The 13,098-nt window shown below is 35.4% G+C and carries 11 protein-coding genes (1 of these 11 running past the window's edge); 4 read left to right on the top strand and 7 right to left on the bottom strand.

Annotation, left to right across the window (positions count from 1 at the left end; translation table 11 throughout):
• The 7 genes from DIT68_RS03245 to DIT68_RS03215 form a co-directional block, all read right to left on the bottom strand.
• On the bottom strand, positions 1 to 510 hold the 5' portion of the coding sequence (locus tag DIT68_RS03245) for a GNAT family N-acetyltransferase (RefSeq protein WP_109358379.1). The gene continues 435 nt to the left of window position 1, outside the view; the window shows 510 of its 945 coding nt (coding positions 1–510); the start codon lies at positions 508 to 510; the stop codon falls past the left edge of the window.
• A gap of 1 nt (position 511) precedes the next feature.
• Positions 512 to 1,330: a 1-acyl-sn-glycerol-3-phosphate acyltransferase gene (locus tag DIT68_RS03240; protein WP_109358378.1), complete on the bottom strand. Its 819-nt coding sequence runs from the start codon at positions 1,328 to 1,330 to the stop codon at positions 512 to 514.
• Between the two features lie 32 nt (positions 1,331 to 1,362).
• Entirely contained in the window at positions 1,363 to 2,574 is a 1,212-nt protein-coding gene (locus DIT68_RS03235) for an SPOR domain-containing protein (protein ID WP_109358377.1), read from the bottom strand.
• 26 nt (positions 2,575 to 2,600) lie between these two features.
• Positions 2,601 to 3,452, bottom strand: a complete 852-nt coding sequence (locus DIT68_RS03230; protein ID WP_109358376.1) for an MBL fold metallo-hydrolase — start codon at positions 3,450 to 3,452, stop codon at positions 2,601 to 2,603.
• 156 nt (positions 3,453 to 3,608) lie between these two features.
• A complete protein-coding gene (locus tag DIT68_RS03225; RefSeq protein ID WP_109358375.1) occupies positions 3,609 to 6,062 on the bottom strand; it encodes a thiamine pyrophosphate-dependent enzyme in 2,454 nt (817 codons plus the stop codon).
• Positions 6,063 to 6,386: 324 nt separating this feature from the next.
• On the bottom strand, positions 6,387 to 7,484 hold the full coding sequence (locus DIT68_RS03220) for a hypothetical protein (RefSeq protein WP_109358374.1): 1,098 nt from the start codon (positions 7,482 to 7,484) through the stop codon (positions 6,387 to 6,389).
• 393 nt (positions 7,485 to 7,877) lie between these two features.
• Entirely contained in the window at positions 7,878 to 8,768 is an 891-nt protein-coding gene (locus tag DIT68_RS03215) for a 3-hydroxybutyryl-CoA dehydrogenase (protein WP_109358776.1), read from the bottom strand.
• A 260-nt stretch (positions 8,769 to 9,028) separates the two neighbouring features.
• Here DIT68_RS03215 and DIT68_RS03210 point away from each other — a divergent pair, with 260 nt between their 5' ends.
• Genes DIT68_RS03210 through DIT68_RS03195 form a run of 4 tightly spaced genes read left to right on the top strand, consistent with a single transcriptional unit; the run spans position 9,029 to position 13,025 of the window.
• Positions 9,029 to 10,171 carry a glycosyltransferase gene (locus DIT68_RS03210; RefSeq protein ID WP_109358775.1) on the top strand — a complete coding sequence of 381 codons (1,143 nt, stop codon included), beginning with the start codon at positions 9,029 to 9,031 and terminating at the stop codon, positions 10,169 to 10,171.
• 11 nt (positions 10,172 to 10,182) lie between these two features.
• Positions 10,183 to 11,211, top strand: coding sequence for a GHMP family kinase ATP-binding protein (locus tag DIT68_RS03205; protein ID WP_109358373.1), 1,029 nt, complete (start codon positions 10,183 to 10,185; stop codon positions 11,209 to 11,211).
• On the top strand, positions 11,193 to 11,777 hold the full coding sequence (locus tag DIT68_RS03200) for a D-sedoheptulose-7-phosphate isomerase (protein ID WP_109358372.1): 585 nt from the start codon (positions 11,193 to 11,195) through the stop codon (positions 11,775 to 11,777). The genes DIT68_RS03205 and DIT68_RS03200 overlap by 19 nt, the downstream gene beginning before the upstream one ends.
• A gap of 18 nt (positions 11,778 to 11,795) precedes the next feature.
• Entirely contained in the window at positions 11,796 to 13,025 is a 1,230-nt protein-coding gene (locus DIT68_RS03195) for an HAD-IIIA family hydrolase (protein ID WP_109358371.1), read from the top strand.
• The last annotated feature ends 73 nt before the right edge of the window (positions 13,026 to 13,098 follow it).

Here is a 13,098-nt window from a genome sequence, read left to right as displayed (position 1 = left end):
ACCATCCCATAAATTATCTAATGCAAAAAGCCCTTTTCTTGGATTTACTGAAGGCTGATACATGGGCTGAACCCAGCTTCGGCCTAATTCTATAGCGGTAGGAAGATATTCGGTTTTAAATTGCTTTGAAAATGTGAAATAGTGAGAAGTACTCATTGGTATAAACTCCTCTAGATTGTCAGTCAAAATATCTGCACAATTGATAAATCTTAATCCTCCAATGATTTCCTCATCCTCCGGACACCAAACAATCATTTGTTGATAGCAATTCGTGCAAGTATCATATTGGTCAATATCAATAGATTTCTTTGTTCCACCACCAGCAGAGCGGAAAGACAACTCACGTAACCTCCCAATTTCTCTCATTGTATTTGGAGAGTTATGGTGATTTACAATGTATATTTCATTGTCTCCTTTTCTGGTTACTCTACCGAAACGTTCCTTTGTTAATTCGCTTTTTATGAGTTCTCGATCTACAGGATCTATAATTTTCTCTTCTGTAACTGACATATCAATCTTTTAATTCGTAGACTTTTCCTTTTACATATTGTGCCCATTCATCATGAGACTTGGATTTATCGAAATCTCCAGCATATAAAGGTGCTCCAAATTTAATTTTAATTTTTTTATTATGTTGTTTATATAGTTCATTAACTAAATACAACATCTCAATATTCGCTTTTACACCTAGTTTTTTACGAATCGAGTACATGTTGTAAAAGAAATTGGTGAGTTCTCCATCTATATGAACTGGAATAATAGTTTTGTTGTATTTAATTGAGCGGGTGACAAATGTTTTTTTCCATTTCAAATCCTTAATTTCTCCGTCCGTTTTCCGACTGACTAATCCAGCGGGGAAAATACACAGTAACTCATCTCCTTGAAATGTTTCATCTACTTTCTTGAGTGATGAAGCCGCGTTTCCTCCATGTTTGTTTACACCCACAAATATGGGTTGCAGATTCTCTAAATGCATTAAAACATCATTTACAACAAATTTGACATCCGGACGCTTTTTGTGAACAACAGCAACTAAAGCCATGGCGTCCATTCCTCCCAATGGATGGTTCATAGTAAGAATAGCACCTCCTTTTTCGGGTACGTTTTCTAAACCTTCGTAGCTCAAATCAATGCTGAACTTTTCCATCACTGCCAAACAAAATTCTATCGGAGTATCATTTTTATGATCGTGCACAAATTGATTTACATCTTTCTCCTGAAGAATTTTTTGAAGATAACGAACAGTAAATCCAGGTAAAAACTTTAGAAGTTTTGGATTCTTCTCATGAATCACTTGTTTAACATCAATTATTTTCTTCTGTTTGCTCATTTTAAGAAGTAAGATAGATTTAACGGATAGATCTATTTTTTATATATCCAAGCGCCATCAGCATCTTGTTTAATGGCCGATAAAGCAGAGTTTGCAGCAGTATATGTAGGATAACTTTGTGCTGCTACGAAATATAATCCACCTGATTTATAAAGAATTCTTGAATCATAACCTTTTTCCTTGAAGCTCTCAACTTGCTTGTCAGCATTAGACTTTTCACCAAAGCATCCCACGATTACATGATGATTTCCTGATGATGTTGAAAGAGGTATATTTCTTGGACTTTTAACGGAGCCAACAGTTTCTTCTTTTTCCTTTTCCACAGAAGTTTCTTCTTCCAAGTTTTCTTCTTTCACAGGAATTTCTTCCTCTTTTGATTCTACCGAAGCTTCTTCTTTTTCTTGAGGTTGTGGTTCTATTTCTATTGCTTCTTTATCTGTTTTCTTTTTGTCAAAAATTGTCCAACCCATATATTCTTCAACCTTCTCTTGGTTGGTGAAAATAAGGGCGGTGCCCGTAACGATAAACAATAATAAAACGAGCAAGAACCAGAATATAAATCCTTTTCTGCGTTTCTTTTCTTTCTCTACAACAACTGTTTGTTGCTGGGCTGCTGGTTGAGGAGTCGTTTTTTCTATGGCATCTTTTTCAACATAAATATTTTTTTTGCCCTCCGTCTTTTCAGTTGTTTTTGGCTTTGTAGTTGGCTTAGGCTTAGGAACCGCAGTTTCTTCTTCAATTGGTTTCTCTGGCTCTCGTTTTTCTGGCTTCGGAAGAATATTTTTCTTTTCCGACGAATTTGCCTCTACTTTTTCAGCTTCAGGTTTCGGTAGAATAGTTTTCTCTTCTTCCTTAGTCTCTTCTTTTTTCTCAGTTTTTGGAGTAGGTGAGGGACCGCTCGAAACATCTGCTCCTGACTTTCCTCCGGTTTTTACATTTCCTTCAAAAATAAATGAGCCAGAATCGTCCTTACTAAATTCACCCAATTGAAAAATGGAATAGGTTTCCCCTTTGTTTAATTGCTGTTCTAAATCGCGAACGTATTTTGCAACACTGTTTTGAGCTTCTTGTAAATCCATATTAGATTCTTTCTCTAATAAGGAAGAAAGCTTACCATCATCATAACTGAGGTATTCATTGAATGATAATTCCCCTGTTTCTTCATTCGTAATAACAATTGCACCAAATTTCGGCAAGATTATTTTTGAATGGAGTAATAATAATTCTTTAATGTATTTATCCATAACAGTGTTTTAAAAGTAGTGTAATGTTAAAAAAGATCTTCAAATTTAAAAGTCTGATCTAAACGAATGCCCTTTTCAGTTTCCTTTAGAGTGCAGCATTCGTTTTCAAAATCATGTTCTAAAAATAATATATATTCTTCTTTTGCAGCCTTCTTTAAAAATTTATCTTTTTCATTCAGCGTTAATAATGGTCGAGTATCGTAGCCCATCACATAAGGCAAAGGTATATGACCAACGGAAGGTAGTAAATCAGCCATGAAAACTAAAGTTTTTCCTTTGTAACGAATATGGGGAATCATTTGACTTTCTGTATGACCGTCAACAAAAAGCAAGTCGATATCTTTAAAAACATCCTTACTGTAATCGTCTTTTCTTGTTACGAATTTAAGCTGACCAGATGCTTCAATAGGTAAAATATTCTCTGATAAAAATGAAGCTTTTTCTCTTGCATTAGGTTCTACTGCCCATTTCCAATGTTTTTCTGTACTCCAAAATGTTGCGTTTTTAAAAACTGGCTGATAACTGTTATCGCCGATTCGTTCTACAGCTCCACCACAATGATCAAAATGTAAATGGGTTAAAAATACATCTGTGATATCGTCAGGTGAGAAGCCTAATTTTTTTAAGTTTCCTTGCAAAGAATCGTCTCCAAATAAATAGTAATGCGAAAAGAATTTCTCACTTTGTTTATCACCAATCCCTGTATCGATCAACATCAACCGGTCACCGTCTTCAATGAGCATGCATCTCATCGACCAGCTACACATATTGTTTTCGTCGGGTTTATTGGTTCTAGACCAGAGGGTTCTAGGCACAACGCCAAACATTGCTCCTCCATCCAATTTAAAGTTTCCTGTATTTAGTGGATATATTTTCATTTCAGTTTTGACTTTTTTGTGAATATAAGGATTTTGTCAATTATAGCAAGACACCTTATGGCTTAAAAACCCGATGTGTTTTGTTTTAATTTTGAACACAAAAAAAGAGTGTTCCTAATGAAACACTCTTTTTTTGCATTATACTTTAACTATTTATTAATCCAAAAAAGAAGGAAACTCTTTTGGATCTGCCTCATTCATTATTTGGTAAGCCGCTGCATAAATGTCGTCGATATTTGGTTTTGAGAAGTAATCTCCATCCGTTCCATAAGCTGGACGGTGGTCATTTGCACTTACAGTTACTGGTTCACTATCCAATAGGTAATATGCTTTTTGCTTCACTAAGATCTGATCTAAAATATAAGCAGATGCTCCACTAGAAACGTCTTCATCAACAATCATCAATCGGCTTGTTTTCTCTAAAGATTTGGAGATTGTATGGTCTAAATCGAAAGGTAAAAGTGTTTGAACATCTATTAACTCAACGCTTATTCCTGCTTTCTCTAATTCTTTAACTGCTTGGGCCGCAATATTAAACGTAGAACCATAACTTACTAATGTTAAGTCCGTTCCTTCGTTTACGATTTCCACTTTTCCAAGTTGAATTTTGTATTCTCCTAAGTTTGTTGGAACAGCTTCTTTCACACGGTACCCATTCAATGGTTCAATAACCAATGCTGGCTCATCTGCTTCGATTAATGTATTGTACATTCCAGCAGCTTGTGTCATATTTCTAGGAACACAAACATGAATTCCACGTGCAGCATTGATAATCATTCCCATTGGACTTCCAGAGTGCCAAATCCCCTCTAAACGGTGTCCACGTGTACGAATAATTACAGGTGCTTTTTGCCCTCCTTTTGTTCTGTATTGCAGTGTGGCTAAATCATCAGATATTACCTGAATCGCATACAATAAGTAGTCTAAATACTGAATTTCAGCAATAGGACGTAAACCACGCATTGCCATTCCAATCCCTTGACCAAGAATAGTGTTTTCACGAATTCCAGTATCTGAAACCCTTAATTCACCAAACTTTTCTTGCATTCCTTCCATGGATTGGTTTACACCACCAATTTTTCCTGTATCCTCCCCGAAAGTTACAATTTCTGGATGTTTTTCGAATAACTTCATAAAGTTATCACGTAAAATCATACGTCCATCATCCATTTTCTCATCATCACCATAAGTTGGTGCAATTCCTTCTATATTTTCTACAGCATACTTTGAAGCAGAGTAGAGGTGAGAACCATATCTTTCTTTGTTTTCTTCTAGTTTACCCTTGTACCAGTTGATGAGTTGTGTTCTTGCCGAACCTTTTTCTCCTCGAACTAAGCGAAGTACTTTATTTACCGTGTTGTAAACATCTTTTCTAATGGGCTCAAATGCTTTTTCAAGACCTTCAATTTCTTTGTTGATGAAGGTGCCATTTGCACTTTCGTTGGCCACATTTTTCATTAATTGAATTGCAGCATCAAAATCAGCACCTGTTCCTTTTCTAAAATCAGCCCATGCTGCCTTCTTTTGATCTAATACGGTTTTCTTAGCAGATTTTCTTATCGCGTCTAATTCTTCCTCCGTTGCAATAGTTTCGCCGTTCTCTCCTTTGAATTTAAGAATGAATTCTTTGAACTTTTCTATTGCGTCAAATTCTTTTTCCCATTGCAAACGGGCATCATCCTTATATCTTTCGTGAGAACCAGAAGTGGAGTGTCCTTGCGGTTGGTTCACTTCCTCTACGTGAACTAAAACTGGAATATGCTCTTCACGGGCTACTTTAACCGCTTTTTCGTAAGTTGCACAAAGGTGAGGATAATCCCATCCTTTTGTTTTGAAAATTTCAAAACCTTTCTTTTCATCCGTTCTTTGGAATCCAGATAAGGCCTCAGATATACTTTCTTTTATCGTTTGGAATTTTTTAGAAACAGAAATTCCGTATCCATCATCCCAAACCGACATAACCATTGGTACTTGAAGGACTCCAGCAGCATTCATCGCTTCCCAGAATTGACCTTCTGAAGTACTTGCGTCTCCAATTGTTCCAAATGCAACTTCATTTCCACCATTCGAAAATGACTTGAATTTTTCTATGTTTTTTAGTTCATCATGATTACGATAAACTTTAGATGCTTGCGCTAATCCTAATAATCTTGCCATTTGACCGGCTGTAGGAGAGATGTCGGCAGAACTGTTTTTTTGTTCCATCAAGTTTTTCCACTCACCGTTTTTGTCAATATTTCTTGTGGCATAATGTCCACCCATTTGACGACCACCTGATGCTGGTTCTAAATTTTCATCTGTTTCTGCATACAAAGCTGCAAAATACTGCTGAACATTTAGTTGGTCTATTGCCATCATAATGGTTTGGTCACGGTAATATCCTGATCTGAAATCGCCATCTTTAAATTGCTTAGCTAAAGCAATTTGAGCGACCTCTTTACCGTCACCGAATATTCCAAACTTAGCCTTTCCAGTAAGTACTTCACGTCTACCTAACAATGAAGCCTCTCTAGAGACACATGCCAATTCATAATCAGCAATAACTTCATTTTTGAAGCCTTCGAAATCTATTTTATTGGTTTCCTTTTTGAGGACTGTGTTTTTTGACATAAGGTTAAAATTTTAGAATGCAAAGATAGTCATTCTTTTTGATTTCGTGAAGAGATGATGTCGCAATCTCTTTAATGGAATTGACTTTGACATTTGTAAAATAATCGAACATCATTCAGATTCGAAATTTAGATTTGAATTGCTATTATGAGCAGCAGTTAGATTAACTGTTTTTTTAAGAATGTGTGCAGTTGTTTTCAATTGAAAACGATTCATGTTTGACCCAAGATATTTTGATTCAATACTCATGTTGAATTCAAGCTTATAGCCTAAAGCAAATGGCCTACAGCAAAAAAGATGTTAAGCTTGTTTTATTCATCAAATCTACCTTCTCTTTTTCTTCCGTTTTTTACCTCCCTTAATATTAGAATAACTTTCTCCTTTATTTTTCTCTTTTGCTTTAGATTTTTTCTTCTTTTCCTTATTCCCTTTTTTGTTTTCCTCTCCAACATCTTCCGGAGTAATCGCTTGATGTCTTCCACCACTCACGGCGGCGTTGGGGTCTTCAGGGTTAATCCATTTTTTTTTATCTTCGATTGTGACAACAGAGTCTAACTTTGCATCGTAAGCTTTCAGATAAACTTTATCAGATTCTTTTTTATTGATTGCAATAATGTCTTCTTCTAAAATCCATTGTTTTCCATCCCAATTGTATGCATCATAAGACATATCAGGAATGTAATGAGATCTAAATTCTTTTAAGCCTGGAGACTCTGGTGTTAAGTGATCGAAAATTATTTTATTCCTTTGATCATCGTACTTTAAAGACATTGTTGCTTTGTTGGCGTGCTCAAATATTACCCTTCTTGCTCGTCCTTCTTTTGTGTTGAAAAATGGATATCCAAAATTAGGTTTGCTTCCTGTAAAGTAAAGTACGTCGATAAGTTTGATTGAACTACTTTGATTATTGGCGTCGTAACCAAGCAGCGTGTAATAAGTTCTATTTCTTCGTTCAACATCAATAATTTCATAATACAACGCACCATACCAGTTTTCATGATTAACACTTTCGTTTTGAATCATCATGAAAGGCTGTTTCACTCTATTTAATTCTGTGATATAAACTTTGTCTCTTCTTTCGTCTTTTTTTAAAATGAATGAGAAATAGTTATGAGACAAATCTTCATATTGCGTATTCCAAGTAATAACGCGAACTAATTTGTCTTGAGAGTGAATTTTACCGATTGTTTTAAGAGATGAAAAAGGGTAGTCAAACGCACCATCAATTTCTAAGGTTTTACCCAATTCTTTTTTGAATTTTTCATTGAGTTTGTCAATTTCCTCATCTCCTTTTATAGATCTCAGTTCATTCAGCAATAAAGAAAGTTCTTGCTCCTTTTCACGCAGTTTTTCTTCATTTTTTTGCGAAAATGTAGTGGAAGTGAATAGCGTAAAAATAAATAGTAAAACAATATATTTCATAGTTGAATAACGTTTAAAAATGTAGTTTGTTACACAATCATTGTTCCAATTGTAAATGTTAATTATAATTCGAAGATACAATGTAGGGACGATTAGTAAATCGTCCGTTGTCATTGAAAGAGCATTGGAGAATTCAAGTAATGTAATTCATTGCAATATTAAAAAGCAATCATCATTCGAAGTAACAATGTAGGGACGATTAGTAAATCGTCCGCTGTCATTGAAAGAGCATTGAGCAATTTAAAGAATGAAAAATTCAAGTAGTGTAATTCATTCAAATATTAAAAAGCAATCATTATCCGAAGAGACAATGTAGGGACGATTACTCCCTTTGGTCATGAGACCGCTTCGCTAAGTTTGTAAATCGTCCGCTATCATTGTGAAATTTATATTCTACTTCTTAAAATTATCAGCAACAATTAATTCCTTCGTCCCGTGACTCCAATCATAAAATCCTTCTCCAGATTTAACTCCTTTTTTACCTGCAGCTACCATGTTTACAAGCAATGGACAAGGTGCATATTTGTCATTTCCTAAACCGCTGTACAATACTTCCATAATTGCCAAACAAACGTCTAAGCCGATGAAGTCAGCCAATTGAAGTGGTCCCATTGGGTGAGCCATACCTAATTTCATAACGGTATCAATTTCCTCAACTCCAGCAACACCTTCATTTAAAGTGATGATTGCTTCGTTAATCATTGGCATTAAAATACGGTTGGCTACAAATCCAGGGTAATCGTTTACTTCAACTGGTGTTTTCTTCAATGACCTTGAAGTCTCCATAATTAAATCCGTAACTTCATCAGAAGTAGAATAACCACGAATAATTTCAACCAATTTCATTACTGGAACCGGGTTCATAAAGTGCATTCCAATTACTTTGTCTGGACGTGAAGTCACAGCTGCAATTTTCGTAATGGAGATAGAAGAAGTATTTGTTGCCAAAATAGCTTCTGGTTTTGCTGCTTTATCTAATTGCTCGAAAATTTTAAACTTCAAACTTTCATTTTCAGTAGCCGCTTCAACGATTAAATCTGCAGTTTTAACACCTTCTTCGGTTGAAGTGAAAGTAGTTAAACGACCCATTGTCGCTGCTTTGTCATCTGCACTAATTTTTTCTTTGCTCACCATACGATCAAGATTTTTCTCAATCGTTGCCATTCCTTTGTCAAGTGATGCTTGTGAAATATCAACTATAGACACTTCGTATCCAAATTGTGCGAACACGTGAGCAATTCCATTTCCCATTGTTCCAGCACCAATAACTGCTACTTTTTTTATCATATCTTTTTCAAATTAATTTCGAGCCATAAAATTAAGGATATTCACCGATTTAAGTAAGGATTACGATGATAATTCATGAATCAGTTGAGAGTTGACAATAATGGAGAAAGCGCTTTGACTTAATTCTGCCTTTGCAAAGCTATATTTCACGCTTATTTTGCCCTTTTTCTGAAAAAAAATCATGATGTTTGTCAATGGAGGTCTTTTTAGTGGATTTTCCTTTAAAAGTAATACAAATTAATAATTTTTTGGTTTCGATGAATATTGTAATTATTGGTCCAGCTTATCCTTACAGAGGTGGTTTGTCTGCTTACAACGAACGTTTGGCAAGAGCTTTTGAAGAGGCGGGTCACACGGTAACTATTTATACCTTTAGTTTACAATATCCGCAGTTTTTGTTTCCAGGGAAAAGTCAATTTCTAGAAGAAAAGCCAACTTATGAATTGAACATCAAAAGAGCGGTGAACTCCGTAAATCCGCTGAATTGGTTGAAAGTAGGAAATGAAATCAAGAAATTAAAACCGGATTTTATTATTTGTAAATATTGGCTGCCTTTTATGGGACCTGCTTTTGGAACAATTCTAAGACAAGCTAAAAAGAACAAACACACGAAAGTTATTTCTATTCTCGACAATATTATTCCTCATGAATCACGAATTGGAGATAAGCCTTTTACCAAATATTTCGTAAAACCAATTGATGGATTTATCTCGATGTCCAAAAAAGTACACAACGATTTATCTCTTTTCGAAACTCAAAAACCAAGGTTAATTTCTCCTCATCCGATATTTGATAATTTTGGAGAAATGGTTACTCGCGAGGAAGCCTTAAATTATTTAAAATTAGATCCAAAATATAATTACATGTTGTTTTTTGGATTAATTCGTGACTATAAAGGTTTGGATTTATTGTTGGATGCTTTCGCTGAAAAAGCACTGAAAGATAAGGACATAAAATTGATTATTGCGGGAGAATATTACACCGACAAAAAGCCTTACTTAGAATTGATTGAAAAATATCAATTAGAAGACAGGATAATTCAGGCGGAGAAGTTTATTCAAGATTCTGAAGTGAAATATTACTTCTGTGCTGCGGATCTTGTGGTTCAACCCTATAAAACAGCTACACAGAGTGGTGTAACTCAAATCGCTTATCATTTTAATAAACCAATGATTGTAACAGATGTTGGTGGATTAAAAGAAATGTGTCCGGATGGAAAAGTGGGTTATGTTGTACCAGTAGATAAAACTTTACTTGCTGAAGCAATTTTGAAATTCTTCAATGAAAATCAGCAGGAGAAGATGATTGCGCACATTAAGGAGGAGAAAAAGAAATACAGCTGGGAAATTTTAGTAGAAAATGTTTTCGCTTTGCACAGTAAAATAGAATCAAATCAATAATTTTAAGGACGATGAAATACATAAGTAAAGCCCCGTTTAGAATAGGAATTGCTGGAGGAGGAACAGATGTTTCGCCGTATTCAGACGAGTTTGGTGGTGCTGTTTTAAATGCATCTATTGATTTGCATGCAACAGTGGTCATTATTCCTAGAGAAGATGATAAAGTGATTATCAATGCCATAAATAATGGTGTGAAACATGAGTTTAAGGCCATCGAAGAATTAGAAGATTTTCCTGATTTAAAATTGCAAATTGGCGTCTACAATCGCATCGTTAAAGATTTTGTAAAGAAGCCTTTGCCTTGTGAAATTATTACCACAATGGATGTTCCAACGGGTTCTGGTTTAGGAACTTCGTCAACATTGGTTGTGGCGTGCATTGGTGCTTTTGTGGAATGGTTGGGTTTGCCTTTGGGTGAATATGATATTGCGCAATTGGCCGTTCAAATTGAACGTGAAGATTTGCAAATGGCAGGAGGAAAGCAAGACCAATATGCGGCCACTTTTGGTGGAATGAACTTTATGGAATTCTTTGAAGAAAATAGAGTAGTGGTGAATCCTTTGAGAATTAAATCTCAGGTTTTAAGAGATCTCGAATTTCATCTTCTGCTTTTTTATACAGAAACACAAAGAGAATCATCAAGCATAATTGATGTTCAGCGTTCCAATTTCGAGAAAAAAGGATCGGATGCAATAAAAGCTTCTCACCAGTTAAAAGAACAAGCATTTAAAATGAAAGAAGCCATTTTGAAAGGTAATTTATCTAAAATTGAAGAGCCTTTACAAGTGAGCTGGGAAAATAAAAAGAAATTAGCAAGCGGAATTTCAAACGACGCAATCAATACAATTTACGACACGGCAATCAATGCTGGAGCAACAGGAGGTAAAATTTCTGGTGCAGGAGGTGGAGGATTTATGATTTTCTACTGTCCTTTCAATAGTCGATTTGATGTAATTAAAGCATTGGATAAAATTGGAGTGAAATGGCAACGTTACCGCTTTCAAAATAATGGATTAGAATCATGGACAAGTCAACAATAAAGAACAATTTAAAAGACTCAATAGAAGTTAAGCAACAGTTGTTTAACGACAACGCAATGGTAGAGAAAGTTGCAGATTTATCGGCAAAAATCATCGAGGTTTACAAAAAAGACGGTAAAGTTCTGTTTTGTGGTAATGGAGGTTCTGCAGCGGATGCACAGCACTTAGCAGCTGAATTTTCAGGAAGATATTATTACGATAGACCGCCACTTTTTTCGGAAGCTTTGCACGTGAATACTTCCTACATGACGGCCGTAGCCAACGATTATTCTTACGATGCCGTTTATCAACGCTTAATTAAAGCAATGGGTAGAAAAGGTGATGTTTTGATTGCTTTATCTACTTCTGGGAATTCACAAAACGTAATTAATGCCATAAATGAAGCCAATGCTATTGGAATGCTAACGGTGGGATTTACGGGAGAAACGGGCGGAAAAATGAAAGATATTTGCGATGTTTTAGTAAACATTCCGTCTACCAATACTCCGCGTATTCAAGAATGCCACATGTTACTTGGTCATTCGATTTGTGAAATTGTAGAACAAGGACTTTTTCCGCAAGACTAAACTCAGAGATTTAAATTTATGGAAGCAATTATTTTAGCGGGAGGGCTTGGTACACGTTTAAAAAACGTTTCTAAACGAATGCCAAAGTCTATGGCTTTAATCCAAGGTAAACCATTTTTGGAGTACCAAATGGATTTGTTAATTAGCCAAGGAGTTAAGAAATTTGTATTGTCCATAGGATACAAATCTGAACAAATTCAATCGCACTTTAAAGAAAATTATAAGGGTTGTGAAATTCAGTATGCAATAGAGAAAGAGCTACTTGGCACGGGAGGAGCAATAAAAAATGCGATGCGTTTTACGAGCGATGAAAACGTAATCGTTGCCAACGGAGACTCTCTTGTGGTTACCAATCTTCAAGCTCAACTTGAATTTCATCTCGAACATGAGGCGGACGTTACCTTGGCTTTGAAGGAAATGAAAGATTTTGAGCGTTATGGCACCGTTAAATTGGACGAAAATGCCAGAATTATAGATTTCATTGAAAAACAGCCCATTTCAGCAGGAATAATTAATGCGGGTCTGTATATTTTTAATGTTAAATCGTATAGGCAACAAAATTGGCCACAAAAATTTTCAGTAGAAAAAGATTACTTCGAATCGTGTGTAAATGAGCAAAAGATGCTTGGTTTTATGACAAAAGCTTACTTTCTAGATATTGGAATCCCATCAGACTTCGAAAAGGCACAAACTGAAATTGGTTCATTTTTTAAAATAGATAAATCTTGGACTTTGTTTCTGGATAGAGATGGTGTGATTAACAAGAAAAGGGACAATGACTATGTGAAAACCCTCGATGAATTAGAATTCTTACCTGGAGCTTTAGAAGCCATTTCTAAATTGAATAAATATTTCCATAAAACGGTTATTGTTACCAATCAACAAGGAATAGGTAAAGGACTCATGACAGAAGAAGCCTTGGAAATTGTTCACCAAAAAGTTGTTTCTAGCATTGAGGAAAAAGGAGGGAAGATAGATGCTGTTTATTATGCTCCAGATTTAGCAAGTCCAAACAATAAACTTCGAAAACCAAACATTGGAATGGCAGAAAAAGCCAAGGAAGATTTTCCGGGTATAGATTTCACAAAATCGATTATGATTGGCGATTCTACAAGCGACATGGAGTTTGGTACCAACGCTGGAATGGTGAATGTTTTTATTTCTGATACCGAGAATGAAGACCATTATACTTGCACGAGTTTGGTTCAGTTTGAAACGCTCTTGAGTAGTGTTTTGGGGGCGAAGTAATCTTGGTCGTTTTTTTTGATTTTAAATTCCTCGAATTTTTTTAGTGTAAAACATTGAAGTGTTGTAGCGATTT

Origin of the sequence: Brumimicrobium oceani, from assembly GCF_003143775.1 — a bacterium.
Taxonomy (GTDB): domain Bacteria; phylum Bacteroidota; class Bacteroidia; order Flavobacteriales_D; family Crocinitomicaceae; genus Brumimicrobium; species Brumimicrobium oceani.
Note: the sequence above shows the minus strand (reverse complement) of the source record. Positions and strands in the feature narration are given on the sequence as shown.